This is a genomic window from Pseudoxanthomonas suwonensis J47, from assembly GCF_000513955.1.
Lineage (GTDB): Bacteria > Pseudomonadota > Gammaproteobacteria > Xanthomonadales > Xanthomonadaceae > Pseudoxanthomonas > Pseudoxanthomonas suwonensis_C.
Window position 1 is genome coordinate 88,704 of record NZ_AZUZ01000012.1, and the last position, 25,770, is coordinate 114,473.

At 71.1% G+C, this 25,770-nt stretch carries 16 protein-coding genes and 1 pseudogene; 10 read left to right on the forward strand and 7 right to left on the reverse strand.

Translation table 11 applies throughout. From position 1 onward, the window contains the following. The first annotated feature begins 18 nt into the window (after nucleotides 1-18). Nucleotides 19-810: a peptidoglycan editing factor PgeF gene (pgeF, locus tag M503_RS0104845; protein ID WP_028919178.1), complete on the forward strand. Its 792-nt coding sequence runs from the start codon at nucleotides 19-21 to the stop codon at nucleotides 808-810. 39 nt (nucleotides 811-849) lie between these two features. Here pgeF and M503_RS0104850 read toward each other — a convergent pair whose 3' ends face one another. From M503_RS0104850 to otsB, 4 genes are all read right to left on the reverse strand, one after another. Then, entirely contained in the window at nucleotides 850-1,620 is a 771-nt protein-coding gene (locus tag M503_RS0104850) for a DUF481 domain-containing protein (RefSeq protein WP_028919177.1), read from the reverse strand. A gap of 111 nt (nucleotides 1,621-1,731) precedes the next feature. After that, nucleotides 1,732-3,099: an alpha,alpha-trehalose-phosphate synthase (UDP-forming) gene (gene otsA, locus M503_RS0104855; RefSeq protein ID WP_028919176.1), complete on the reverse strand. Its 1,368-nt coding sequence runs from the start codon at nucleotides 3,097-3,099 to the stop codon at nucleotides 1,732-1,734. Then, complete coding sequence (locus M503_RS0104860; protein ID WP_028919175.1) at nucleotides 3,096-4,886, reverse strand: glycoside hydrolase family 15 protein; 1,791 nt, start codon at nucleotides 4,884-4,886, stop codon at nucleotides 3,096-3,098. Before M503_RS0104860 ends, otsA begins: the two co-directional genes overlap by 4 nt. A 32-nt stretch (nucleotides 4,887-4,918) precedes the next feature. Next, nucleotides 4,919-5,692, reverse strand: a complete 774-nt coding sequence (gene otsB, locus M503_RS0104865; RefSeq protein ID WP_028919174.1) for a trehalose-phosphatase — start codon at nucleotides 5,690-5,692, stop codon at nucleotides 4,919-4,921. A 225-nt stretch (nucleotides 5,693-5,917) separates the two neighbouring features. On the opposite strand from otsB, the gene M503_RS0104870 reads away from it, so the two are divergent. The 5 genes and pseudogenes from M503_RS0104870 to M503_RS0104890 all read left to right on the forward strand — a co-directional run bounded on the left by M503_RS0104870 (nucleotide 5,918) and on the right by M503_RS0104890 (nucleotide 12,001). Then, nucleotides 5,918-6,382 carry a DUF3574 domain-containing protein gene (locus M503_RS0104870; protein ID WP_028919173.1) on the forward strand — a complete coding sequence of 155 codons (465 nt, stop codon included), beginning with the start codon at nucleotides 5,918-5,920 and terminating at the stop codon, nucleotides 6,380-6,382. Nucleotides 6,383-6,448: 66 nt separating this feature from the next. Next, nucleotides 6,449-8,713, forward strand: a complete 2,265-nt coding sequence (locus M503_RS0104875; protein WP_028919172.1) for a TonB-dependent receptor — start codon at nucleotides 6,449-6,451, stop codon at nucleotides 8,711-8,713. 128 nt (nucleotides 8,714-8,841) lie between these two features. Continuing rightward, nucleotides 8,842-10,478, forward strand: a pseudogene (locus M503_RS15690) (hypothetical protein). Between the two features lie 71 nt (nucleotides 10,479-10,549). Next, nucleotides 10,550-11,371 (forward strand): DUF3014 domain-containing protein, encoded by an 822-nt coding sequence (locus tag M503_RS0104885; RefSeq protein WP_028919170.1) that lies wholly within the window; start codon nucleotides 10,550-10,552, stop codon nucleotides 11,369-11,371. Between the two features lie 60 nt (nucleotides 11,372-11,431). Further along, a complete protein-coding gene (locus tag M503_RS0104890; protein WP_051414255.1) occupies nucleotides 11,432-12,001 on the forward strand; it encodes a DUF4166 domain-containing protein in 570 nt (189 codons plus the stop codon). Here M503_RS0104890 and M503_RS0104895 read toward each other — a convergent pair. Further along, complete coding sequence (locus M503_RS0104895; protein WP_028919168.1) at nucleotides 11,974-12,282, reverse strand: GIY-YIG nuclease family protein; 309 nt, start codon at nucleotides 12,280-12,282, stop codon at nucleotides 11,974-11,976. The two genes, M503_RS0104890 and M503_RS0104895, sit on opposite strands and share 28 nt — an antisense overlap. Nucleotides 12,283-12,418: 136 nt before the next feature. On the opposite strand from M503_RS0104895, the gene clpB reads away from it, so the two are divergent. After that, entirely contained in the window at nucleotides 12,419-15,004 is a 2,586-nt protein-coding gene (clpB, locus tag M503_RS0104900; protein ID WP_028919167.1) for an ATP-dependent chaperone ClpB, read from the forward strand. 402 nt (nucleotides 15,005-15,406) lie between these two features. Here the strand turns inward: clpB and M503_RS0104905 are convergent, their stop codons facing one another. Beyond that, nucleotides 15,407-15,964, reverse strand: coding sequence for a Dps family protein (locus M503_RS0104905; protein ID WP_028919166.1), 558 nt, complete (start codon nucleotides 15,962-15,964; stop codon nucleotides 15,407-15,409). Nucleotides 15,965-16,062: 98 nt separating this feature from the next. On the opposite strand from M503_RS0104905, the gene hrpA reads away from it, so the two are divergent. After that, the gene (gene hrpA / locus M503_RS0104910; RefSeq protein ID WP_028919165.1) at nucleotides 16,063-20,304 is read left to right on the forward strand and encodes an ATP-dependent RNA helicase HrpA; all 4,242 of its coding nucleotides are present in this window, start codon (nucleotides 16,063-16,065) and stop codon (nucleotides 20,302-20,304) included. A 43-nt stretch (nucleotides 20,305-20,347) separates the two neighbouring features. Here hrpA and M503_RS0104915 read toward each other — a convergent pair whose 3' ends face one another. After that, on the reverse strand, nucleotides 20,348-20,935 hold the full coding sequence (locus tag M503_RS0104915) for a hypothetical protein (protein ID WP_428992214.1): 588 nt from the start codon (nucleotides 20,933-20,935) through the stop codon (nucleotides 20,348-20,350). A gap of 75 nt (nucleotides 20,936-21,010) precedes the next feature. On the opposite strand from M503_RS0104915, the gene M503_RS0104920 reads away from it, so the two are divergent. After that, nucleotides 21,011-23,176, forward strand: coding sequence for a bifunctional (p)ppGpp synthetase/guanosine-3',5'-bis(diphosphate) 3'-pyrophosphohydrolase (locus tag M503_RS0104920; RefSeq protein WP_028919163.1), 2,166 nt, complete (start codon nucleotides 21,011-21,013; stop codon nucleotides 23,174-23,176). A 91-nt stretch (nucleotides 23,177-23,267) separates the two neighbouring features. Next, complete coding sequence (locus tag M503_RS0104925; RefSeq protein ID WP_028919162.1) at nucleotides 23,268-25,439, forward strand: RelA/SpoT family protein; 2,172 nt, start codon at nucleotides 23,268-23,270, stop codon at nucleotides 25,437-25,439. Nucleotides 25,440-25,770: the final 331 nt, after the last annotated feature.

The window sequence follows — 25,770 nt, forward strand, 5'->3', positions numbered from 1 at the left end:
ATGGCCGGATCCGCTTCCATGCCCGACATCGCCGCCGATCCGGCCTTGCTGCCGGCCAGCTGGCCGGCGCCGCCGGGCGTGGTCGCCTTCACCACCCTGCGCCACGGCGCGGGGGTGTCGGCGGCGCCGTTCGACACGTTCAACCTGGGCACGCGCAGCGGCGACGATCCGCCCGCGGCGGCGGCCAACCGCGCCGAACTGGTGCGCCGCGCCGGCCTGCCGTCGGTGCCGCACTGGCTGCGCCAGGTGCATGGCACCGGCGTGCTGCGCTTCGAGGCGCCGGCGCGGTCCGAAGCCGGCGATGCCGGGGAAGCGGAGGCCGATGCGTCGGTGACGTCCACCGCCGGCGTGGTGCTGGCCATCCTCACTGCCGACTGCCTGCCGGTGGTGTTCGCCGCCGTCGACGGCAGTGAGGTCGGTGCTGCCCATGCCGGCTGGCGCGGGCTGGCCGGGGGCGTGCTGGAGGCGACGGTGGCGGCGATGCGCACGCCGCCGGCGCGGCTGCACGCCTGGCTGGGCCCGGCCGCGGGACCGCAGGCCTACGAGATCGGCGCCGAGGTGCGCGACGCCTTCGTCGGCAGCGACGAAGGCGCGGCGGCGGCTTTCGCCACCACCCGGCCCGGGCACTGGAAGGTCGACCTGTACGCGCTGGCGCGGCGGCGGCTGCAGGCCGCGGGCCTGGCGCCGGAAGCGATCCACGGCGGCGGCCTGTGCACGATCTCCGATCCGGCGCGCTTCTATTCGCACCGCCGCGACCAGCGCACCGGGCGCATGGCCACGCTGGTGTTCATCGCGCCCGCCGCGGGCTGAGGCGGCCACGGCGGCGCCATCGCAGCGCCGCCATCGGTGTCAGCGGAAGGTGTAGACCAGGTTCACCGTGGTCAGGGTGTCGGTGCGGCGCGTCTCCGCGTCCTCGACCTCGGTGTTGTGCCGCGCCTGCAGGCCGGCCTTCAGCGCGAAGCGCTCGTTCATCGCCACCGACACGCCCAGGTCGTTCTGGGCGAAGGTGTTGTCCTTGCCCGACTCGACCAGCAGGGTGTTGGACAGTTCGGTGTTGTCGGTGAGCTGGTGGCGGAATTCGACCAGGGCGCGGCCGATCAGGTTGCTCTGCACCTCGCCGTCGACCGTGGTGCGCGCGCGGCGGTAACCGGGGCCGATTTCGCCGCTGAACTTCGTGCGCTCGCTGTCGATGAAGCGCCGGCCGTAGCCGAGCGCGACCGTGCCCTGGTAGTCGAAGGACGAGAAGTCGTCGTGCTCGTAGCGGGCAGTGCCGGAGAGGTGGTTGCGTTCGTTGAAGCGGTAGGCGGTCGAACCGGCGACGTCGTAGCGGTTGGCGCTGGTCTCGTAGCGGCGTTCCTCGACGCCGTCGCCGTCGAAGTCGCCGCTGACCTCGGCGCGCGACCGCAGCGCCGACAGGCCGAAGCTGTTCTTCCACTGCGCGTCCTCGCGGGCGAAGCGCAGGCGGGTGTTGAGGCTTTCCGAGCGCGAATTGCCGCGCGCCATGGCCAGGCCCAGCTCGCCGGTGCCGGTCCAGCCGTTGGGTGATCCGGCCAGTTCCTGGGCGTGGGTGCCCAGCGGGACGAGGGCGGCGAGGAGGAGCAGGGTGGAGCGGCGTTGCATGCGGGGGAGCCTCTTTGCGGATGGAGGCGCGTACCGGCGTGCCGCAGTGGGCGTTGCACCGTCCGGTGCGCGCGAACGCCCATCATCCACATTCCGCCTGAGGGAAACCTGTCAGGCCGATTCCAGCGCTGACAGATAGTCCTTGCGCCAGGCGTTGATATCGTGCTTCCGCAGGTGCTCCATCATCGCGTGCCAGCGCTCCTTGCGCCGCGCCAGCGGCATGGCCGCCGCCGAGGCGATCGCGTCGGCCACGCCATCCAGGTCGTGCGGGTTGACCAGCAATGCCTCGCGCAGTTCGTCGGCGGCGCCGGCCAGCAGCGACAGCACCAGCACGCCGGGATTCTCCGGATCCTGCGAGGCCACATACTCCTTCGCCACCAGGTTCATGCCGTCGCGCAGCGGCGTGACCAGGCCCACCCGCGCGCTGCGGTAGAAACCGGTGAGGGTGGCGTGCGGGAAGTTGCGGTTGACGTAGCGCAGCGGGGTCCAGTTCGGCTCGGCGTGGGCGCCGTTGATGTGCCCGGCGATCTGCTCGAGGTGGTTGCGCAGCATCTGGTATTCGTTGACCTCGCCACGCGAGACCGGCGCCAGCTGCAGGTAGGTCAGGCTGCCCTTCTGGTCGGGATGGCGTTGCAGGTAGCGCTCGAAGCCGTGGAAGCGCTCCGGCAGGCCCTTGGAGTAGTCCAGCCGGTCCACGCCGATCGCCAGCAGGCGGTCCTCCAGGCTGGTGCGCAGGCCGCGCACGGCCGGCTTGTTGACCGCGGCGGCGGCCTGCGAGGCGATGTGCGCGGTGTCGATGCTGATCGGGAACACGCCGGTGCGGAAGCGGCGTCCGCCCGGCGCCTGCAGCAGGTCCTTGCCGACCACCTCGCCGCCGCCGTACAGGCGCACGTAGGACTGGAAACGGTCGTTGTCGCGGCGGGTCTGGAAGCCGAGCAGGTCGTAGGCGTAAAGCCCGGAGAACAGCCGCTGGTGGTCGGGCATGGCCATCAGCAGGTCGGCCGAGGGCATCGGCACGTGCAGGAAGAAGCCGATCCGGCAGCCGATCCCGCGCTCGCGCAGCAGCGCCGCCAGCGGGATCAGGTGGTAGTCGTGCACCCAGACCGTGTCGTCCTCGCGCAGCATCGGGGCCAGCCGGTCGGCGAACATCGCGTTGACCCGCCGGTAGCCCTCGCGGGTGGCGCGGTCGTAGTCGACCAGGTCCAGGCGGAAGTGCAGCAGCGGCCACAGCGTGCGGTTGGAGAAGCCGTTGTAGTAGGCGTCCAGGTCGGCGCGGCTGAGGTCGACGGTGGCGTAGCGGATGTTGCCTTCGTCCTGCTGCTCGAGGTTGCCGCCGGGGCCTCGAACGGACTTGCCGTTCCAGCCGAACCACAGGCCGCCGCGCTCGCGCAGCGCCGCCTGCAGCGCCACCGCCAGGCCGCCGGCCATGCTCTGGCCGGGCAGGGCGACGCGGTTGGATACCACCACCAGCCGGCTCATGAAGCCTCCTGCCAGGAACGCGACAGGCGCATCGCGGCGATGATCAGGCCCACGTGCGAGTAGGTCTGCGGGAAGTTGCCCCAGCCCTCGCCGTCCTCGAAGGCCATGTCCTCCGAGAGCAGGCCCAGGTGGTTGCGCCGGTCCAGCACGCGCTCGAACAGCTCGCGGGCCTCGTCCTTGCGGCCGATCGCCGCCAGCGCGTCGATGTACCAGAAGGTGCAGATGGTGAAGCTGGTCTCCGGCGTGCCGAAGTCGTCCGGTGCGACGTAGCGGAACATGCCGTCGCCGTGGCGCAGCTCGCGGCCGATCGCCTCGACCGTGGCTACGTAGCGCGGGTCCTTCGCCTCGAGGAAGCCGAACTTGGCCAGCAGCAGCAGCGAGGCGTCCAGGTAGTCGCTCTGGAACGAGGCGCTGAAGTGGTTGCTCTGCGGGCGCCAGGCGCGCTCCACGGTGGCGGCGTGGATGATGTCGGCGCGTTCCCGCCAGTATGCCGCGCGGTCCTCCAGACCCAGCCGCAGCGCGATCTTGGCCAGGCGGTCGCAGGCGACCCAGCACATCGCCGCGGTGTAGGTATGGACCTCGGCGCGGTTGCGGAACTCCCACAGGCCCGAATCGGGCACGTCGTACAGGGCGAAGGCGCGCTCGCCCAGCGGTTCCAGGCGGGCGAAGGTGTTGGCATTGCCCGGGTCGGCCAGGCGCTGGTCGAAGAACAGCTGGGTCGAGGCCAGCACCACGCTGCCGTAGACGTCGTGCTGCTTCTGCATCCACGCCAGGTTGCCGCGCCGCACCGGGCCCATGCCGCGGTAGCCGAGCAGCGAGGGCACCTCGTGCTCCTCCAGGTGTTCCTCGAAGCCGATGCCGTACAGCGGTTGCAGGTGGCCGTCGTGGGTGGCGATGTTGAAGATGTAGCGCAGGAACTCCTCCATGGTCCGCGTCGCGCCCAGGCGGTTGAGCGCGCGCACCACGAAGGCCGCGTCGCGCAGCCAGCAGTAGCGGTAGTCCCAGTTGCGCGAGGAACCCGGCGCCTCCGGGATGGAGGTGGTCATCGCCGCGATGATCGCGCCGCTGTCCTCGTACTGGCACAGCTTGAGGGTGATGGCGCTGCGGATCACCGCTTCCTGCCAGTCCAGCGGGATGGACAGGTAGCGCACCCATTCGCGCCAGTACTCGGTGGTCTGGGCCAGCGCCTCGGTGACGTAGCCGGAGATCGAGCGAGCCAGCGGCTCGTCCGGACCCATCACCAGGTGCACGGGGTGGGTGAGCACGAACGGCAGGCCGTCGCGCACGAAGCGCACCGGCATGTCGGTGGTCAGGCGCAGGGTGAATTCCGGCAGCAGCCAGCGGATGTGGTTGCTGCCCCAGGTCCGTTCGGGCACGCGCGCGCCCCAGTCGGCCAGCGGCCGCACCCGCACGCGGATGCGCGGGTTGCCGGACAGCGGGGTGAGCCGGCGGATGATCGAGACCGGCCGGTAGAAGCGGCTGTTCTGGCGCCAGCGCGGGGCGAAATCGAGGATCTCCACCGAGCCGCCATGGCTGTCGTGCAGCACCGTACGCAGGATCGCGGTGTTGGGCACGTAGGCCTGTTCGGAACGGGAAAAATCCTCCAGCTCGATGCCGTAGTCGCCGCCCTCCTGCACCGGCGTCAGCAGTCTGCAGAAGGCCGGGTCGCCGTCGAAGGCCGGCAGGCACGACCACACCACGCATCCGCGTTCGTCGACCAGTGCGCCGAAGCTGCCGTTGCCGATCACGCCGAGCTGGAGGTTGGAATCGTGTACGGGTACTTGCATGCGTGCTCCTCGTCCCTGGTGCAGGTGCGCGGCTATCCGGCGCCGGCGAGCGGCAGCGCCGCGCTGGCGCGCAGCCAGGCGTGCACCGCGTGAATGTCCGGCAGCGCGTGGCGGGCAACGCTGGCGGCGCGCCCGCCGACCAGCACGCTCCAGCCGCCGGCGCGATGGGCCGCGGCGAAGCCGAATTCGTCGGTCAGGTCGTCGCCGACGAACACCGGCACGCGGCCGGCGAAGGGCGGGCGCGCCATCAGCCGCTCGACCGCGCGGCCCTTGTCGCTGCCTTCCGGGACGAACTCGACCACATGGTCGCCCGGCTGCAGGCGGTAGCCGGGCAGGCTGTCGATGCGCTCGCGGGCAAAACCGGTCACGACCTCGGCCGCATGCGGTGCTGCCCGCCAGTGCAGGGCCAGGCTGCTGCCCTTGTCCTCCACCAGCACGCCTGGATGGGCGGCGGCCAGGTGCGCGGCGGCGCGATGCAGCTCGTGCAGGAAAGCGGAGGTGTCGTCGGGGATCGCCGCCGCGGCCTCCGCATCGCCACGGATCTGGTGGCCATGCAGGCCGGCGGCGGGCAGCCGCAGCGGCGCGAACAGCGCGTCGAGCTGTTCCAGCGGGCGGCCGCTGACCAGCGCAACCGCGCCATGCAGGCGGTCGCTGACCGCGCCGATGGCCTCGAGCACTGTCGGGGGCACGCGTACGGCGGCCGGATCGGTGGTGAAGCCGACCAGGGTGCCGTCGACGTCGAGGAACAGGGCGCAGGCGTCGTCGATGGGGGGCGGCGGCATGCGCCGGGGGGTCGCGTCGACCATGGGGGGATTGTGCATGGCGTGCCATGATGTCCGGGTTATACGGGTGCGTGCGCCGCGGCGGGCGATGAGCAGGGATCGGCGATGGCCGGTGCGGCGGCAGCTCCGTGGCAGGCTATCATCCGCCTGCGTCCGGCGCGACCGCGCCGTGGCATATGCTCATTACGCGGCGTTGTTTGCCGCCATGCAACCCGGACCGACACCCTGCGGAGCCCCTGGAACCGCGCCATGTGCATCCGATCCGCCCTGCTGTCCGTACTGGTGCTCGCCGCCTGCGCGGGTGGACCGCCTGTCGTCGCCGGCGGCCATGCCACGGGGCAGGGCGCGGCGCCGGTCGCCGCATCCGCGTCCGGATGGGTGCGCAGCGAGCTGTATTTCGGGCTCGGCAGCGAAGAGGGCGGGGCCGCCGACGCGCGCACCGCGCGGATCGACGAGGCCGGCTGGCGCGAGTTCCTCGACCGCGAGGTGACGCCGCGTTTCCCCGACGGCCTGACCGTGTTCGATGCCTACGGCCAGTGGCGCTTCCGCGATGGCGAGGCGCCGGAGCGGCTGCGCACGCGCGTGCTGGTGATCCTGCACGAAGACAGCGCGCCGCGCCTGGCCGACATCGAGGCCATCCGCCAGGCCTGGCGGCGCGCCACCGGGCACGAATCGGTGCTGTGGTCGAGGCACCCCGTGGAGGTTTCCTTCTGACCCGGCGCTGTCGGGCAGCTTTGCACCATCGTTGTGCCGTCCGCTCCCCACCCCGAGGACATGCCGATGAACCCGAGGTCTACCGTATTCCACCGCCCCTTGCCACGCCGCCGTGCGCTGGCCACCACGCTCGCCGCCCTCCTGCCGCTGGCCGCCGCGGCGCAGGACAGTCCCACCACCCTCGACGCGGTGCAGGTCACCGCCCAGCGCAAGGTCGAGAACATCCAGGACGTGCCGGTGTCGATCACCAGCATCGACCCGGAAAAGCTCCACGTGCTCGGCTCCGGCGGCAACGACATCCGCTTCCTGTCCGGGCGCGTGCCCAGCCTCAACATCGAATCCTCGTACGGCCGCGCCTTCCCGCGCTTCTACATCCGCGGCCTCGGCAATACCGACTTCGACCTCAACGCCTCGCAGCCGGTGTCGCTGGTATACGACGACGTGGTCCAGGAGAACCCGCTGCTCAAGGGCTTCCCGCTGTTCGACATCGAACGGGTGGAAGTGCTGCGCGGGCCTCAGGGGACGCTGTTCGGCCGCAACACCCCGGCCGGCGTGGTCAAGTTCGACTCGGTGCGGCCGTCGCAGGAGTTCGGCGGCTACGCGCAGCTGGCCGTCGGCAACGATGCCATGGTCAACTTCGAGGGCGCGGTGGGCGGGCCGCTGGGCGCAGGCTGGTCCGGGCGCGTGTCGGCGCTGTACCAGCGTCGCGACGACTGGGTCAGCAATACCTATCCCGGCCCGAACGACGGATTCGAGGGTTACGACGAGTCCGCCGCACGCGTGCAGATGCTGTACGAAGGCGACGGGTTCGAGGCGCTGTTCAACCTGCACCGGCGCAACCTCAATGGCACCGCGCGGCTGTTCCGCGCAAACATCATCCAGCCGGGCAGCAACCGCTTCGTCCCCGGCTTCGACCGCGACAAGGTCGCGCTGGACGGCGTCAACTTCTCCGACCTGGAGACCTGGGGCGGCAGCGCACGCCTGCGCTGGGACTTCGGCGACCTGAGCCTGCATTCGATCACCGGCTACGAGACCCTGGAATCGCTCAACCGCGGCGACATCGACGGCGGTTACGGCGCGGTGTTCCTGCCCGATTCCGGCCCGGGCCTGATCCCGTTCGCCTCCGAGTCCGCCGACGGCATCCCCGACCACAGGCAGGTGAGCCAGGAGTTCCGCCTCGAGTCCGACTACGGCGGCCGCTTCGACTGGCAGGCCGGCCTGTTCTGGTACCGCGAGGAGCTGACCATCGACAGCTTCAACTACGACTCGCTGGCTCCGGGCAATCCGCTGGCCGGCCACGCCGTGCAGGAGCAGGAGAACACCGCTTGGGCGGTGTTCGCTTCCGGCGAGTACGCGGCCACCGAGCAGTTGAAGTTGCGCGCCGGTGTGCGCTACACCAAGGACGAGAAGGACTTCTCGGCCAGCGTGCTGGAGCCGGCGCCGTTCGGCGCGCCGGCCGGCGGCCCGTACACGGTGGACACCAGCGTCGACGACGTCAGCTGGGATGCCAGCGCGGTCTATTCGGCCAACGACGATGTCAACCTCTATGCGCGCGTCGCGAAGGGCTTCCGCGCCCCGTCGATCCAGGGGCGGTTGCTGTTCGCCGCGCCGGGCGCGCCCAATGGAGGCGTGTCCACCGCCGATTCGGAGAAGGTGATCTCGTACGAGATCGGCGTGAAGGCGGACCTGTGGGACCGCCGCGCGCGGGTGGGGTTCAACGTGTTCCGCTACGAGGTCAGCGACCAGCAGCTGATCGCGGTCGGCGGCGGCTCCAACATCGCCACCCTGCTCAACGCCGACAAGACCCGCGGCCAGGGGGTGGAGCTGGACCTGCAGGCGTGGCTGGCCGAAGGCCTGCTGCTCACCTGGGGCACCAGCTACAACGACACCCGCATCGACGACCCGGGCCTGGCGGTGGCGATCTGCGGCGGCGGCTGCACCATTACCGACCCGACCACGGTGATCGCCGGTGCGACCTATGCGCTGATCGACGGCAACCCGCTGCCGCAGGCGCCGGAGTGGATCCACAACCTGACCCTGCGCTACGGCGTGCCGGTGGGCGACGGCGAGTTCTACGCCTTCACCGACTGGGCCTACCGCAGCGCGGTCAACTTCTTCCTGTACGAGTCGCCGGAGTTCCGCGGCCGCTCCTCGCTGGAAGGCGGCCTGCGCGTGGGTTACGGCTGGGGCGATGGCGCCTACGACCTGGCGGTGTTCGGGCGCAACATCACCGACCAGACCCGGATCGTCGGCGGCATCGACTTCAACAACCTCACCGGCTTCATCAACGAGCCGCGCACCTGGGGCGTGGAGTTCCGCTACGGGTTCTGATGGGGCGAGGCGGGGCGCCACCGGGGCGCCCCGCCGTCGCGTTCGTCCACAATTGCCCGCTTCGTGCCGGCCCATGCGCGGGCCGGCCAGCGCCTGCCCGAAGCCCGTTACCAGGACCTGACATGCCGATATCCACGCAGTCTTCCCGCCGCCTGCCCTGGTTCGTCGCCGGCGACCTCAACGGCTTCTTCGGCCTGGTGGTCGACAACCTGTCCATCCTCGGCTTCATTGCCGCGGCGCTGGTCGGGATCTTCGGGTTCCCGGCGGAGGTGGTGTTCCTGCGCATGTTCCCCGGCACCGCGCTGGGCGTGCTGCTGGGCAACCTGATGTACACGGTGATGGCGCGGCGCCTGGCCATGCGCAGCGGTCGCGACGACGTGACCGCGATGCCGCTGGGCCTGGACGCGCCGACCAGCATCGGCATGGCCCTGCTGGTGCTGGGCCCGGCTTTCGCCGGCTTCCGCCAGCAGGGCATGGACGAACAGGCCGCGGCGTTGGCGACCTGGCAGCTGGGCATGGCCTCGCTGGTGGTGATGGGGCTGCTGAAGCTGGCGCTGTCCTTCGCCGGCGACTGGATCACCCGGATGCTGGCGACTGGATCACCCGGATGCTGCCACGGGCGGCCCTGCTGGGCTCGATCGGCGGCGCGGCGCTGGCGCTGCTGGGCTTCCTGCCGCTGCTGGAGACCTTGCGCAACCCGGTGGTCGGCATGGCCAGCTTCGGCGTGCTGCTGTACGTGCTGCTCGGCCGGGGCCGGCTGCCCTGGCGGGTACCCGGCGTGCTCGCCGCGTTCGTCGTCGGCACCGCGCTGTACTACGGCCTGGGCCTGGCCGGCCTGGGCCTGCCCGGCTTCGCCGTGCCGCAGCCGCAGCCGCTGCAGGCGGTGCTGCCGTTGCCGGACGCCGGCTTCATCACCGGGCTGCCCTACACCGTGCCCTACCTGCCGCTGCTGCTGCCGTTCGGGCTGCTGATGGTGATCGGCGGGATCAGTGTGGCCGAAAGCGCGCGTGCGGCCGGCGACGACTACCGCACCCGTGACGTGCTGCTGGTGGAGGCGGTGGCGACGTTGCTGGCCGGGATCTGCGGAGGCGTGGCGCAGACCACGCCGTACATCGGCCAGCCGGCGTACAAGCACATGGGCGCGCGCCACGGCTATACGCTGCTGACGGGACTGTTCATCGGCCTGGGCGGCATGCTCGGCTACGTCTCGCTGCTGGTGCAGTGGCTGCCGGTGCCGGTGCTGGCGCCGATCATCGTCTACGTCGGCCTGGGCATCACCGTACAGGCCTTCCAGGCCAGTCCCCGCCAGCACGCGCCGGCGGTGGCGCTGGCGTTCCTGCCGGCGCTGGCCTACCTGCTGGTGATCAAGCTGGGCAACCCGGCGTGGATCGCGCCGGACAGCTTCGCCGCACTGTACGCGGGTATCGATGCGCACGGCCTGTCCGACCTGGCCGCGATCGTGAGCCTGGGCAACGGCTTCATCATCACCGCGATGCTGTGGGGCACCGCGCTGGTGGCGATCATCGACCGGCACCCGCGCCGGGCCGCGGCGGTCCTGCTGCTGGCGGGCGTGCTCACCCTCTTCGGCGTGATCCACTCGGTCGATCCTCGTGGCGGCATCTACCTGCCGTGGATGCTGGAGGGCGTGCGCGCGACCATCGCCTGGCAGTTCGCCGCCGGTTATGCGGTGCTGGCGCTGCTGCTGGGCCTGCTCTCGCTGCAGCGGCCCGTCGCGGACGAAGCGGAGGCGCACGATCCGCGTTGAGAACGATGGCCGGAGGAACCCCCGGCGCGCATGGCTGTCACAGCTGCATGTCCGAAGCAGAAGGAGACGACATGCAGCAGGTACGCAAGCCGCCGGCACGATGGCCCTGGCTGGTGGTTGCCGTGGTGGCAGGGGCGGCCGGCTGGTGGCTGTTGCGGCCGGCGATGCCGGTGCACCAGGCGCCGGCGTCGGCGGAAACAGCCGCGCCCGGGGGCGCGCCGCCGCCGCCGGTCGCGACGGGCAGCGATGCCCCCCGCATCCAGCATCCGCCGGAGCCGCTGCCGGACGCCGCCGACGAAGCGATCCCCGCGCTGGCCGACAGCGATGCGCTCGTGTTCGGGGAGCTGGAAGCCCTGTCCGGCGATCCTTCGCTGCTGGGCCTGCTGATCCGCGAGCACCTGGTGCAGCGGCTGGTGGTGATGGTCGACAACCTCACCGAACCGCGCGTGCAAACCTCGGTGATGGCCCTGCGCAGTCCGCCGGGGCAGTACGCGGTGGTCGAAGGCGAGGGGGCGGCCGTGGCCGACATGCAGGCCAACACGGCGCGCTATGCGCCGTACGTGGCCGCGTTCACCGGTGCCGAGCCGCAGCGCCTGGCCAATACCTACCGCCGGCTGTATCCGCTGTTCCAGCAGGCCTATGCCGAGATCGGCGGTCCGGATGCCTACTTCAACGACCGCCTGGTGCAGGTGATCGACCACCTCCTGCAGGCGCCGCCTCCGCCGTCCGCCGCCGCCCTGGTGCGCGACGAGCGCGGGCGCTGGCGCTACGTCGATCCGGCGCTGGAATCGGCCTCGGTGGGGCACAAGGCGCTGATGCGGCTTTCGGCCGAACAGCAGGCCGCGGTCAAACAGCAGCTGCGCGCGCTGCGCCGGGCCCTGGCCCGGCCCTGAGGGGTCCATGGAGGGCGCGGCGGGAGTATCCTGCGCGCCCTCCCGTGCCTGCTCGACCCGATGACCGGCGACCCGCGCCCGCTGCCCCTGACCACCGCCGCCGAGCCCACCGTGTTCCAGCAGGTGCTGGGCGCGCCGTTCTTCAAGCTGCCCGACAGCCTGCGCGCGCTGCATTCGATCCGCGGGCACGGGGCGTTCGCGGGGCGGGTGGAGATCGAGCGCGGTACCGGCCTGCTGGCGCGGCTGTGCGGCGCCATCGCCGGCCTGCCGCCGTCGATGCGCGATGCCCCGCTGCGGGTGGAGTTCGAAGCCGGCCCGCGCATGGAGACCTGGCGCCGCGATTTCGGCGGGCACCGCCTGGTCTCGCGCCTGCGTTGCCGCAAGGGCCTGCTGCGGGAACGGATGGGGCCGCTGCAGTTCCGCTTCGCCCTGCATACCGCCGGCGGCGCGATCTACTGGAACGCGGTCGGCGTGCGCGTGCTGGGCGTGCTGCCGCTGCCGGCGCGGCTGTTCGCCGGCGTGCAGTGCCGCGAGCGCGAACAGGCCGGACGCTACGAATTCCGGGTCGAAGCCCGGCTGCCGCTGGTCGGCTGCCTGGTCCGCTACGAGGGCTGGCTGGAACCGGCCTGAGAGGCCGCCCCCGCCCCGTCCGGCGAGGCTTCCAGTAGGAACGCCAGCTTGCGTTCGCGCGGCAGGCGCTTGATCTCCCACTCGGCCCGCGAGGCCGCGGCCCGGTCCGGGAAGGCGCGGCTGCCGAGCAGGCGCAGCGGCGGGTTGGCGCGGGTATAGCGCGCGCCCTTGCCGGCCAGGTGGGCCTGGAAGCGGGCCTCCACGTCGGTGCTGATCCCGGCGTACCAGGCGCCGTTGCGGCATTCGAGCAGGTACAGGAACCAGGGGCGCGGGGCGGTCATGCCGGCATTATCCGCCGCCCCGGAGCCATCCCGCGCTTGAACGTCCGTCGCAGCCGGGCTTGAAACCCCCGCCGGCAACCGCATCTGGAGGACATCGCCGGCGCGTGGCCGGCCACCACCTTCGGGGGACCAATCGATGCGGATGGACAAGCTCACCTCGCGTTTCCAGCAGGCGCTGGCCGACGCGCAGTCGCTGGCCGTGGGCCGCGACCACAACCTGCTCGAGCCGGTGCACGTGCTCGTGGCCCTGCTGGACCAGTCCGGCGGCAGTACCCGGCCGCTGCTGGCCCAGGCCGGGGTCAACGTGCCGCTGCTGCGCGAGCGCCTGGGCGAAGCCCTGGAAAAGCTGCCGAAGGTGTCCGGCCAGGCCGGCAACCTCTCGGTCGGCAACGACCTGACCCGCCTGCTCAACCTCACCGACAAGCTGGCCCAGCAGCATGGCGACCAGTTCATCGCCAGCGAGTGGTTCGTGCTGGCCGCGCTGGAAGGCGGCGGCGAGACCGCCCAGGCACTGAAGGCCGCCGGCGCCGACAAGGCGAAGCTGGAGGCGGCGATCGCGAAGATCCGTGGAGGCGAGACCGTGCAGTCGGAGAATGCGGAAGACCAGCGCCAGGCGCTGGAGAAGTACACCATCGACCTGACCGCGCGCGCCGAGTCCGGCAAGCTCGACCCGGTGATCGGCCGCGACGAGGAGATCCGCCGCACCATCCAGGTCCTGCAGCGCCGCACCAAGAACAACCCGGTGCTGATCGGCGAGCCGGGCGTGGGCAAGACCGCGATCGTCGAGGGCCTGGCCCAGCGCATCGTCAAGGGCGAGGTCCCCGAGCAGCTCAAGGGCAAGCGCGTGCTGAGCCTGGACATGGGCGCGCTGATTGCCGGCGCCAAGTTCCGCGGCGAGTTCGAGGAGCGCCTGAAGGGCGTGCTGAACGACCTGGCCAAGAACGAAGGCCAGATCATCCTGTTCATCGACGAACTGCACACCATGGTCGGCGCCGGCAAGGCCGACGGCGCCATGGACGCGGGCAACATGCTCAAGCCGGCGCTGGCGCGCGGCGAGCTGCACTGCATCGGCGCGACCACCCTGGACGAGTACCGCCAGTACATCGAGAAGGACGCCGCGCTGGAGCGCCGCTTCCAGAAGGTGTTCGTGGGCGAGCCGAGCGTCGAGGACACCATCGCCATCCTGCGCGGCCTCAAGGAGCGCTACGCGGTGCACCACGGCGTGGAGATCACCGACCCGGCGATCGTCGCCGCGGCGACCCTGTCCAACCGCTACATCACCGACCGCCAGCTGCCGGACAAGGCCATCGACCTGATGGACGAGGCCGCCTCGCGCATCCGCATGGAGATCGACTCCAAGCCGGAGGAGCTGGACCGCCTCGAGCGCCGCCTGATCCAGCTGAAGATCCAGCGCGAGATGTTGAAGAAGGAGAAGGACGACGCCTCGAAGCAGCGCCTGGCCGACCTGGAAAGCGACATCGACAAGCTCGAGCGCGAGTTCTCCGACCTCAACGAGGTGTGGAAGTCGGAGAAGGCCGCGCTGCAGGGCGCGACGAAGATCAAGGAGCAGATCGAGCAGGCCAGGCTGGAGCTGGAGGCCGCCCAGCGCGCCCAGGACTTCGCCAGGATGAGCGAGATCCAGTACGGCCGCATCCCGGCGCTGGAGAAGCAGCTGGCCGCCGCGCAGGAAGCCGAGCAGAAGGAATTCAGGCTGGTCCAGGACAAGGTCACCGCCGAGGAGATCGCCGAGGTGGTCAGCCGCTGGACCGGCATCCCGGTCAGCAAGATGCTCGAAGGCGAGCGCGAGAAGCTGCTGCGCATGGAGAGTGAGCTGGGCCAGCGCGTGGTCGGGCAGGAAGAAGCGATCCGCGTGGTCTCCGACGCGGTGCGCCGCTCGCGCGCCGGCCTGTCGGACCCGAACCGCCCGATCGGCTCGTTCCTGTTCCTCGGCCCGACCGGCGTCGGCAAGACCGAGCTGTGCAAGTCGCTGGCCGGGTTCCTGTTCGACTCGACCGACGCGATGGTGCGCATCGACATGAGCGAGTTCATGGAGAAGCACTCCGTGGCCCGCCTGATCGGCGCGCCCCCGGGCTACGTCGGCTACGAGGAGGGCGGCTACCTGACCGAAGCGGTGCGCCGCCGGCCGTATTCGCTGATCCTGCTGGACGAGGTGGAGAAGGCGCACCCGGACGTGTTCAACATCCTGCTGCAGGTGCTGGACGACGGCCGCCTGACCGACGGCCAGGGCCGCACGGTCGACTTCCGCAACACCGTCATCGTGATGACCTCCAACCTGGGCTCGCACCAGATCCAGGAGCTGTCGGGCGACGACTCGCCGGAAGCCTACGTGCAGATGAAGGCCGCGGTGATGGGCGTGGTCCAGGCGCACTTCCGCCCGGAGTTCATCAACCGCCTCGACGACATCGTCGTGTTCCACCCGCTGGACAAGGCGCAGATCAAGTCGATCGCGCGGATCCAGCTGCGCGGCCTGGAGAAGCGCCTGGCCGAGCGCGGCCTGAAGCTGGAGCTGTCCGACGCGGCGCTGGAGCTGCTGGCCAACGTCGGCTTCGACCCGGTCTACGGCGCCCGCCCGCTCAAGCGCGCGATCCAGGCCCAGGTCGAGAACCCGCTGGCGCAGAAGATCCTCGCCGGAGAGTTCGCCAACGGCGATACGGTGAAGGTCGACGCCTCCGGCGGGCAGCTGGTGTTCGCCCACGAGTGAGCGTGGCGAGGCCGGCACCCTGAGTCCCTGGCCCCTCTCCACCGGGAGAGGGGAACATGGAAGCCACGACCTCAAAGCGCCGGAAGACGCGGTAGCGCGGGGGTGACACCAGCAGGCTGCCGGCTGACGCGGCAAGGAGGCTGGCGCGTGGCGACGCGCCAGACGTCCCACCGCCCGCGTTCATTCCCGGCGCGGCGCAAGCAGGCCATGGATGGCCTGCGCTCGCCGCTGGAGCCATGGAAGGCGGAACCGCGCGATGCGCCATACCCCCGTGCTGCCGCGGCTCCGTCCGAAGTTCGCAACGCCAGTGCGGTTGCTTGCAGGCCCCGACCTGCGGAGCAAGGTGGAGAAAAACAACGGCCGCCCATGGGCGGCCGTTGCGGTCTCACGGAAGAGGCGCCGTCACTCAAGCAGCGAACGCAGCATCCACGCGTACTTCTCGTGGGTCTGCAGGCGCTGGGTCAGCAGGTCGACGGTCGGGTCGTCGCCGGCGTCGTCGGCGGTCTTCAGCACGCTGCGCGCCGTGCGGCACACCGCCTCGTTGCCGGCGACCAGCTGCTGGACCATGCCCTTCCAGTCCGGCACGCCGTCCGCGCCTTCCTCCTCGCGGATCGAGGTCAGGCGGATGAACTCGGCGTACGAACCCGGCGCGTTGTAGCCCAGCGCGCGGATGCGTTCGGCGACGTCGTCCAGCGCGTTCCACTGCTCCGTGTACTGGTCCATGAACATCGCATGCAGCGAATTGAACATCGAACCGGTCACGTTCCAGTGGAAGTTGTGGGTCTTCAGGTACAGGGTGAAGGCATCGGACAGGTAGTGGGCGAGGCCCTCGGCGATTTCCTTGCGGTCCTCGTTGGCGATGCCGATGTTGATGCGCGAAGGCGAGGCGACCTGGTCCAGGACCTTGCCCTTGCCCTTCGGGGCGGCCTTGTCCTTGGTGGTGGTCTTGGTCTTGGCCATGAACGGCTCCTTGGCTGGGGTCTACAGGGTGCAGATGGGGCTGTCACAATAGATGTTAAACCCCGCAGCGTTATGCAAAGTTTCACACGGCCCAATAGATGGAAGCGATCCCCGCCGAATTTCGAGCAGCCCTGGAAGCCGGCCGGCGAGGCATCGACCAGGCCCTGAGCCGCGACCGCGGGCGCCTGCACGGCGCCTGGTCGCGCTGGCGCGGCCGTCCGGCCGACGCCGCCCTGCGCGAACGCTTCGAACAGGCGCTGGCCGGTTCGGTGGCGGCCCGCCAGGCGCGCGCCGACAGCATCCCGGCGGTGCAGGTGGACACCGCCCTGCCCATCGCCGCCGAGGCCGAGCGCATCGTCGCGCTGATCCGCGAGCACCCGGTGGTGGTCGTGGCCGGCGAGACCGGCTCGGGCAAGACCACCCAGCTGCCCAAGCTGTGCCTGGCCGCCGGCCGCGGCGTGGCCGGCACCATCGGCTGCACCCAGCCGCGCCGGATCGCCGCCCGCGCGGTGGCCGCGCGCGTGGCCGAGGAACTGAAGACCCCGCTGGGCGGCCAGGTCGGCTACCAGGTGCGCTTCACCGAGAACACCGGCGACGACACCCGGATCAAGTTCATGACCGACGGCATCCTGCTGGCCGAGATCGCCTCGGACCGCTGGCTGTCGGCCTACGACACGATCATCGTCGACGAAGCCCACGAGCGCAGCCTCAACATCGACTTCCTGCTCGGCTATCTCAGGCAGCTGCTGCGCAAGCGCCGCGACCTCAAGGTCATCGTGACCTCGGCGACCATCGACACCGCCCGTTTCGCCAAACACTTCGGCGACGCGCCGGTGGTCGAGGTGGCCGGACGCACCTATCCGGTCGAGGTCCGCTACCGGCCGCCGGGCGGCGAGGGCGGCGAAGCGCCAGAGCCGGCGCCGGCCGCGCCCGGCCGCGGTGCCCGCGGCGGCCGTCCGCGCCGCGAACCGGATCCCGGACGCGAGCTCGACCCGCTGGCCGCGATCACCGCCGCGGTCGACGAGATCACCGCCGAGGACCCGCGCGGCGACGTGCTGGTGTTCCTGCCCGGCGAGCGCGAGATCCGCGACCTGCACCGCACGCTGGAGAAGCGCCAGTACCGCTCCACCGAAGTGCTGCCGCTGTATGCGCGGCTGTCGGCGAAGGACCAGGACCGGGTGTTCAATCCCGGTCCGCAGCGACGCATCGTGCTGGCGACGAACGTCGCCGAGACTTCGCTGACCGTGCCGCGGATCCGCTACGTGGTCGATCCGGGAGAGGCGCGGATCAAGCGCTACAGCCCGCGTTCGAAGATCGACCGCCTGCACGTGGAGCCGATCAGCCAGGCCAGCGCCAACCAGCGCAAGGGCCGCTGCGGCCGCGTCTCCGAAGGCGTGTGCTACCGGCTGTATTCGGAAGCCGACTTCCTTTCGCGCCCGGAGTTCACCGACCCGGAGATCCGTCGCTCCAGCCTGGCCGGCGTGATCCTGCGCATGCTCCACCTCGGCCTGGGCCGGATCGAGGACTTCCCGTTCCTCGAGCCGCCGGACGAGCGCGCCATCGCCGACGGCTGGCAGCAGCTGGTCGAACTGGGCGCGGTGGAGGAGGGCGCCGACGGCCAGCGCCGCCTGACCGCGATCGGCCGGCAGATGGCACGCCTGCCGGTGGACGTGAAGCTGTCGCGGATGCTGGTGGCCGCGCAGGCGCACGGCGTGCTGCGCGCGATGCTGCCGATCGCCGCCTTCCTCGGCGTGCAGGACCCGCGCGAGCGCCCGCCTGAGGCGCGCGAGGCGGCGGACAACGCGCACGCGCAGTTCGCCGATCCGCGCTCGGAGTTCGTCGGCATCCTGCGCCTGTGGCAGGCCTACGACGACGCCCATGGCGAGCTGACCCAGTCGAAGTTGCGCGACTGGTGCGGCAAGCGCTTCCTCGGTTTCCTGCGCATGCGCGAATGGCGCGAGCTGCACCGCCAGCTCAAGCTGCTGTGCGGGGAGCTGGGCTGGCGCGAGGAGCCGCAGGAACAGGCGCTGGCGCCGCTGCTGGCCGGTGCGCCGGCGGCGGAAGAGGGGCGCGGTGCTTCCGGCGAGCGCCCGACCCGCGGCGAGCTGCACCGCGCCGCGCGCCTGGCGCGCGAGGGCAAGGCCGCGGGCAATACGCGGTCCGGGTCACTTTCCCCCCAAGCACACGGAGATCGGCAACAGGACAGGGGGGGCAGTGGCTCTGACCCCGTTCTGCGCAGCCCCCGCATCGGCGCCCGCGAGCGCGCCTCGGCCTACCAGGCGCTGCACCGTGCGCTGATTGCCGGCCTGCCGACCCAGCTTGGCCATCGCACCGAGAAGGGCGACTTCCAGGCACCGCGGCAACGCCGCTTCCAGCTGTTCCCGGCTTCGCCGCTGGCGAAGAAGCCGCCGCCGTGGGTGCTGGTCGCGACCCTGCTGGACACGCAGAAGGTCTGGGGCCTGACCGCCGCGGCGATCGAGCCGGACTGGGCCATCGCCGAACTGCCGCACCTGCTGGCGCGCAAGCACTACGACCCGCGCTGGTCGCGCGCCCAGGGCAACGTGCTGGCCTCCGAGCAGATCAGCCTGTTCGGCCTGGTGCTGGCGCCGAAGCGCCCGGTGCACTACGGCCGCATCGACCCGGTCGGCGCGCATGACGTCTTCGTGCGCCAGGCGCTGGTCACCGGCGAGATCGACACGAAGGCCGCCTTCCTCGCCGCCAACCTCAAGACCCTCGAACAGGCGCGCGAGGAGGAAGCCAAGCTGCGCCGCGCCGGCCTGGTCGCCGACGAGGACTGGCAGGCGCGCTGGTACCTGGACCGCGTGTCAGGCGAGATCCACTCGGCCACCGGCCTGGATGCCTGGTACCAGAAGCTGCCGCGGGAGAAGCAGCAGGGCCTGCGCTGGTCGACCGTCGACCTGCTGCCCGGCGAAGGCAGCCAGCAGGACCTGTACCCGAAGTATTTCCCGCTGGGCGACGCGCGCCTGCCGCTGCACTACCGGTTCGAGCCGGGCGCGCCGGACGACGGCGTCACCCTGGAAGTCCCGCTGCCGCTGCTCAACGCGCTGGATCCGGCGCGCCTGTCATGGCTGGCGCCGGGTTTCGTCGCCGACAAGGCTGCCGGCCTGATCCGCAGCCTGCCCAAGGCGATGCGCCGCAACTACGTGCCGGCGCCGGATTTCGGCCGCGCCTTCTACGAGGCCTTCGCGCAGCCGTCCGCCGACGCCATCACCGGCGAGCTGGCGCGCTTCCTCAGCAGAACGACAGGCGTGCAGGTAAGCGCGCTTGATTTCGACGAGGCCGCGCTGGAGCCGCACCTGCGCATGAACCTGCGCCTGCGCGAGGAAGGGCGCAACGGCAAGGTGCTGGCCGAGTCGCGCGACCTGGAGGAGCTGCGCGCCCGCTTCGGCGAACGCGCCAGCCGCGCCTTCGCCGCGCGCGCCGCACGGGCTCTGGCCAGCGGTCCGCGCGAGCTGCGCGAGTTCCCCGACGAGCCGCTGCCGCTGCAGGTCACCGGCGACGCCGGCGTCCCCGGTTACCCGGCGCTGGTCGACGAGGGCGAGCACGCGGTGATGCGCGTGTTCGCCGACCGCGCCGAGGCGGCGGCCGCGCATCCGCGCGGGGTCGAGCGCCTGCTGCGCATCGCCCTGGCCGACAAGGCCCGGCAGGCGCGGAAGCAGCTGCCGGTGTCGCCGCGGCTGGGCCTTCTGTACGCGGCGATCGACCAGTTCGGCCAGGGCCCGGAGGCGAAGGCGAAAGAGAAGGAACAGCTGCGCGCCGACCTGGTCGAGGCCGCGCTCAACGCGGTGCTGGCCGAAGGCCTGGACGGGATCCGCGACCGCGCCGCGTTCCAGAAGCGCGCCGGGGCCGCCGGTCGCGCCCTGTTTGGCGAGGCGATGGCGCGGCTGCAGCTGGCCGAGCAGATCCTCGCCGCGGTGGCGGAACTGAAGCCGAAGCTCGAGGCGCCGCTGATGGGCTGGGCGGGTGCCAACCTCGACGACCTGCGCGCGCAGCTCGAAGGCCTGGTCCATCCGGGCTTCCTGCGCCACACGCCGGCCGCTGCGCTGGCGCAGTTCCCGCGCTGGCTCAAGGGCATGGCCCTGCGCGCCGAACGCGCGCTGCGCGACCCGGCGCGCGACCAGGCGCGGATGCTCGAGATCAAGCCGTTCACCGATGCACTCGAACGCGCCCGTGCCGCCGGCAACGGCGATTCGCCGGAATGGCAGGCGCTGCGCTGGGACCTGGAGGAGCTGCGGATCTCGCTGTTCGCGCAGGAGCTGGGCTCGCGCGGCGGGATCTCGCCGAAGAAGCTGGCCCAGCGCCTGGCGACGCTGGGCTGACGACGCACCGGGCGGCGGTGCGTTCCGCCGCCCGTGCGACGCCTTACTTGATCCGGCGCACCTTGGCGGGGGTGTTGTAGCCGTCGATGCGCAGGTACCAGACGTTGAACAGGCCCGGCTTGATCGTCACCGCCGGATCGGTGCGCTTGACGCCGTCCAGGCGCGCCGGCTCGATCTGTTCCCACACCTGGCCGTTGGCGAGGGCGTAGGTGCGGCCCTTGGCGAAGCCACGGAACTCGCCGACCAGGGTGCTGCGGATCGGTTCGTCGGAGCCGAAGTCGAAGAAGCCGCGGCTCTCCTCCTTCACCTCGCGGCGGCCTTCCTCGCGGGCCTGCTCGCGGATGCGTTCGATCTCCGCCGCGTCGAGTGCGGTGGTACCGGCGACCGCGGGCGCCGCGGTGGTCGCGGCCGGGGCCTGCTGTCCCTGCGTGGTGACGCCGGCCTGCTGGCGGCGGATCCAGTCCTGCAGCGCGGCCAGTTCCGCGGCGCTCAGCTTGTGCAGGCCGGCGGCCCGGAATTCCTCCGCGGTCATCTGCTGTTCCAGCGTGGTGGCAGCGTCGGACTGGGCCAGCGCGGCGGGCGCGCAGACGGCCAGCGCGAACGCGAGCGGCAGGGTGGACCACAGCGGCAGCGGACGAGGTTTCATGCTTGTTCCTCCGGTACGTTGGCCGCTAGTGTAGTCGCAACCCCACGCGCCGGAACGGCCTTGTCTCGCCCTGCCATCGACGGTCTGCCTGCCCTGCTGCGGGGTCCGCTTGCGGACCCGCTGTCCGCTGCGCTGCGCGCGCTGTTGCTGGAAGCCTGGGAAGCCGTCGCGGACCGCACGCAGCGCTCGTCGTGGCCGGTGATCGCCGACACCCTGCAGACGCTCGCGCGCCTCGACGCCGACGAATCCGCGCTGCTGGCCGGGCTGCTGTTCGAGCTGCCGGGGCTGCGCGCGGCGGTGGCCACGCGCGTCGCCGCCAGCCATCCGGCGGTGCCGGGCCTGCTCGACGGCCAGGACGCGGCCGACCAGGTCTGGGCGCTGCATGCCGGCCGCGAGGCCGGGCGCAATGGCGAAGGCCTGCGCCGGCTGCTGCTGGCGATCGTCCAGGACCTGCGCGTGGTGCCGATCCTGCTGTCGCGGCAGCTGGCGAAGATGCGTGTCGCCGACCGCCTGGCCGAGGCCGAGCGCCGCGCGCTGGCGCAGCTGACCCGCGACATCCACGCGCCGCTGGCCAACCGCCTGGGCATCTGGCAGCTGAAGTGGGAGCTGGAGGACCTGGCGTTCCGCTTCCTCGAGCCGGACACCTACCGCCACCTGGCGCGCGAGCTGGACGAGAGCCGCACCGCGCGCGAGCGCTACATCGAGGCGGTGAAGAAGGAGCTCGGCCGCACCCTGGCCGGACACGGCATCCGCGCCGACATCAGCGGCCGGCCGAAGCACATCTACAGCATCTGGCGGAAGATGCAGAAGAAGAACCTGCCGCTGGACCGCCTCTACGACCTGCGCGCGGTACGGGTGATGGTCGACGACGTCGCCGCCTGCTACGCCGCGCTGGGCGTGGTCCACGCGCTGTGGGCGCCGGTGCCGGGCGAGTTCGACGACTACATCGCCCGGCCCAAGCCCAACGGCTACAGCTCGCTGCATACCGCGGTGGTCGGCCCGGAAGGGCGCACCCTGGAAGTGCAGATCCGCACCCGCGAGATGCACGAGCAGGCCGAGCTGGGCGTGGCCGCGCACTGGCGCTACAAGGAGACCGGCGGCAGCGCCGCGGGCAAGGGCGCCGGCCGCGCGTTCGAGCGCAAGATCGCGTGGATGCGGCAGCTGCTGGAGCAGTCCGGCGACGGCCGCGACGAGGGCCTGGCCGGGGCGCTCGACGCCGAGCTGGTCGAGGAGCGCGTCTACGCGTTGACCCCGAAGGGCGAGGTGGTGGACCTGCCGCAGGGCGCCACGCCGCTGGACTTCGCCTACCACGTGCACACGATGGTCGGGCATCGCTACCGCGGGGCCAAGGTCAACGGCCGCATCGTGCCGCTGGGCCACCGCCTGCGCAGCGGCGACCGGGTCGAGATCCTCACCGGCAAGGAGCCGGATCCCAAGCGCGACTGGCTGCTGCCGGCCAACGGCTACCTGGCCAGTGGCCGCTCGCGCGACAAGGTCCGCGCCTGGTTCCACAAGCTGGACCGTTCGCGCAACGTGGCCGCCGGCAGGGAAATGCTCGAGCGCGAGATCAAGCGCCTGGGCCTGCACCAGGCCGACCTGGCGCCGGTGGCGAAGAAGTTCCACGCCGAGACCGTGGACGACCTGTACATCCAGGTGGCGCTGGGCGACGTCGGACCGCACCAGATCGGCCGCGCCCTGCACGAGCTCTCGCGTCCGGCCGAGCCGGCGCCGGCGGTGCTGCCGCCGCCGCGGGTGCCGCGCCAGGTCCGGCGGAAGAAGGCCGAGGCCGGCTTCACCGTGCAGGGTGTCGGCAACCTGCTGGTGCAGCTGGGACGCTGCTGCCAGCCGGTGCCGGGCGAGCCGATCGCCGGCTACCTGACCCGCACCCGCGGCGTCACCGTGCACCGCGCCGACTGCGCCGCGTTCGCGCGCCTGGCCGCGGCCCAGCCGCAGCGGGTGCTGCCGGTGGAGTGGGGCCACGGCGGGGGCGGCTACGAGGTCGACGTGGAGGTGGATGGCGTCGACCGCAAGTGGCTGCTCAAGGACGTGACCACGCTGATCGCCCAGGAGGACGCGCACGTGTCCGACATCCGCAGCGAATTGCGTGACAGCGGCCGGGTACGCCTGCGCCTGCGCCTGCGGGTGACCGACTACGGCCAGCTTTCGACCCTGCTCGGCAAGCTGGACGCGCTGCCGGGCGTGGAGCGGGCGTACCGGCTCGGCTGAACGCGGAGTCAGCGGAATGGCGGCGGACGGGTGCGCGTTACCACGGTATTTCCGGTTTGCCGTTCACCGGTAGCTGGCATAACCTCTGCACATGAATACCGGCCTTTCCGCCCACGCAGTCGATAGCGCTCCGCCGTCCGCTGGCGAGCCCTTGCCCGACTACGTCCTGGAGCTGGAACGGGCGGCCGCGTACCTGCCGCGCGAGCAGCTGCCGCTGCTGCGCGAGGCCTGGCGGGTCGGCGCGATCGCCCACGCCGGGCAGACCCGCAAGTCCGGCGAGCCGTACATCACCCACCCGGTGGCGGTGGCCGGCGTGCTGGCCGAGCTGGGCCTGGACGTGGAGACGCTGATCGCGGCGATCCTGCACGACACCATCGAGGACACGCCGCTCACCCGCGAGGAGCTGGCGGCGCAGTTCGGCGAGGACGTGGCCGAGCTGGTCGATGGCGTCACCAAGCTGGACAAGCTGAAGTTCCGCGACCGCCAGGAGGCGGCCGCCGAGAGCTTCCGCAAGATGCTGCTGGCCATGTCGCGCGACCTGCGCGTGATCATGATCAAGCTGGCCGACCGCCTGCACAACATGCGCACGCTCGGCGCGCAGAGCGCCGAGGCCCGCACCCGCATCGCCCGCGAGACGCTGGAGATCTACGCGCCGATCGCGCAGCGGCTGGGCATGAGCCTGGTCAAGTCGGAGCTGCAGAACCTCGGCTTCCGCGCGTTGCATCCGTGGCGCCACGCGATCATCGAGAAGCACATCCGCAGCCAGCCGGTGGTCCGCCGCGAGGCGATGGCGCAGGTGGAGGTGAAGCTGTCGCAGGGCCTGGCCCGCGACGGCCTCGAGCACCGCCTGGTCAGCCGGATCAAGACGCCCTGGAGCATCTACAACAAGATGCAGGGCGAGGGTAAGAGCTTCGACCAGGTGATGGACGTGTTCGGCTTCCGCGTGGTGGTGCGGTCGGTGGCCGACTGCTACCGCGCGCTGGGCGTGGTCCATGCGCAGTTCAAGCCGCTGGACGGGCGCTTCCGCGATTTCATCGCCATCCCCAAGGCCAACGGCTACCAGTCGCTGCACACGGTGCTGTTCGGGCCCTACGGCTCGCCGATCGAGGTGCAGATCCGCACCGAGGAGATGGACCTGATCGCCGAGCGCGGCATCGCCGCGCACTGGACCTACAAGCACGGCGGCGACAGCCCGAACAGCGCGCAGAGCCGGGCCCACGCCTGGATCGTGGAGCTGATCGAGTCGCAGCGCGCGGCCGGTTCGTCGCTGGAGTTCCTGGAGAACGTCAAGGTCGACCTGTTCCCGGACGAGGTCTACCTGTTCACGCCGAAGGGCCGGATCCTGGCGTTGCCGCGCAATTCCACGGCGCTGGATTTCGCCTATGCGGTGCACACCGACGTGGGCAACCAGGCGGTGGCGGCGCGCGTGGACAAGAAGCTGGTGCCGCTGAAGACCAAGCTCTCCAGCGGGCAGACGGTGGAGATCATCACCGCCAAGTCGGCGGCGCCGAAGCCGCAGTGGCTGGAGTTCGTGGTCACCAGCAAGGCGCGTACTTCGATCCGCCACCAGCTCAAGCAGCTGGAGCACGAGGACGCGGTGCAGCTGGGCCACCGCATGCTCGACCGCGCGCTGGAGGCGATGGGCAGTTCGCTGGAGCGGCTGCCGGCCAAGCGGCTGGAGTCGTTCCTGGTGGAGCACCGTTTCCCGCGGCTGGAGGCCTTCCTGGCCGAGGTGGCGCTGGGCAACTGGATGCCGAGCCAGGCGGCGCAGGCGCTGATGGCCTACGCGGAACTGCGCGGCGGCGGGCATTCGAAGCATTCGCAGGAAAAGATCCTGATCAACGGCACCGAGGGCGGGGTGGTCAGCTTCGCCAACTGCTGCCAGCCGATCCCGGGCGACGAGATCATGGGTTACCACACCTCGGGCAAGGGCGTGGTGGTGCACCGGCTGGACTGCCCGAACCTGGCGGAGTTCCGCAAGTCGCCGGAGCGCTGGGTGCCGATCGACTGGGATCCGAACGTGAGCGGCGACTACGATACGTCGCTGATCGTCGACGTGGAGAACCACACCGGCGTGCTGGCGCAGCTGGCGGCGGCGGTGGCGCAGAGCCAGTCGAACATCGAGCGGGTGGACTACCTGGACCGCGACATGAATGCGGCGCAGCTGCGCTTCGCGATCCAGGTCCGCGACCGCAACCACCTCGCCGAAGTCATCCGCCGCCTGCGCCGGCTCAACGTGGTGCAGGCGGTACGCCGGCAGTAAGCCGCGTTCGTGCCGCAGACAGGGGCTGCGGGAGCAACAGCAACAGCGTCCGGGTGGCTGGCTTCGGGCGGAGCCGCGGCAGCGCGGAGGGGGCGCCGGGAATGAGCCAGGGCGCTGGCGACGTTTGACGCGTCGCCACGCGCCAGTTGACTTGCCGCATCCTCGGCGTCCTGCTGTTTGAAGCATTGGCGTGGCGGGCTTCGGACGGAGCCGCGGCAGCGCGGGGGTATGGCGCATCGCGCGGTTCCGCCGTCCATGGCTCCAACGCGCGAGCGCAGGCCATCCATGGCCTGCTTGCGCCATACCCCCGCGCTACCGCGTCTTTCGGCGC

What these genes read in the sequence shown, in the direction of transcription:
- otsA (WP_028919176.1), bottom strand. Translation starts at nt 3,099, where the DNA reads ATGAGCCGGCTGGTGGTGGTATCCAACCGCGTCGCCCTGCCCGGCCAG.
- pgeF (WP_028919178.1), top strand. Translation starts at nt 19, where the DNA reads ATGCCCGACATCGCCGCCGATCCGGCCTTGCTGCCGGCCAGCTGGCCG.
- M503_RS0104905 (WP_028919166.1), bottom strand. Translation starts at nt 15,964, where the DNA reads ATGGCCAAGACCAAGACCACCACCAAGGACAAGGCCGCCCCGAAGGGC.
- M503_RS0104860 (WP_028919175.1), bottom strand. Translation starts at nt 4,886, where the DNA reads ATGCAAGTACCCGTACACGATTCCAACCTCCAGCTCGGCGTGATCGGC.
- hrpA (WP_028919165.1), top strand. Translation starts at nt 16,063, where the DNA reads ATGGAAGCGATCCCCGCCGAATTTCGAGCAGCCCTGGAAGCCGGCCGG.
- otsB (WP_028919174.1), bottom strand. Translation starts at nt 5,692, where the DNA reads ATGGTCGACGCGACCCCCCGGCGCATGCCGCCGCCCCCCATCGACGAC.
- M503_RS0104870 (WP_028919173.1), top strand. Translation starts at nt 5,918, where the DNA reads ATGTGCATCCGATCCGCCCTGCTGTCCGTACTGGTGCTCGCCGCCTGC.
- M503_RS0104850 (WP_028919177.1), bottom strand. Translation starts at nt 1,620, where the DNA reads ATGCAACGCCGCTCCACCCTGCTCCTCCTCGCCGCCCTCGTCCCGCTG.
- M503_RS0104875 (WP_028919172.1), top strand. Translation starts at nt 6,449, where the DNA reads ATGAACCCGAGGTCTACCGTATTCCACCGCCCCTTGCCACGCCGCCGT.
- M503_RS0104890 (WP_051414255.1), top strand. Translation starts at nt 11,432, where the DNA reads ATGACCGGCGACCCGCGCCCGCTGCCCCTGACCACCGCCGCCGAGCCC.
- clpB (WP_028919167.1), top strand. Translation starts at nt 12,419, where the DNA reads ATGCGGATGGACAAGCTCACCTCGCGTTTCCAGCAGGCGCTGGCCGAC.
- M503_RS0104925 (WP_028919162.1), top strand. Translation starts at nt 23,268, where the DNA reads ATGAATACCGGCCTTTCCGCCCACGCAGTCGATAGCGCTCCGCCGTCC.
- M503_RS0104885 (WP_028919170.1), top strand. Translation starts at nt 10,550, where the DNA reads ATGCAGCAGGTACGCAAGCCGCCGGCACGATGGCCCTGGCTGGTGGTT.
- M503_RS0104895 (WP_028919168.1), bottom strand. Translation starts at nt 12,282, where the DNA reads ATGACCGCCCCGCGCCCCTGGTTCCTGTACCTGCTCGAATGCCGCAAC.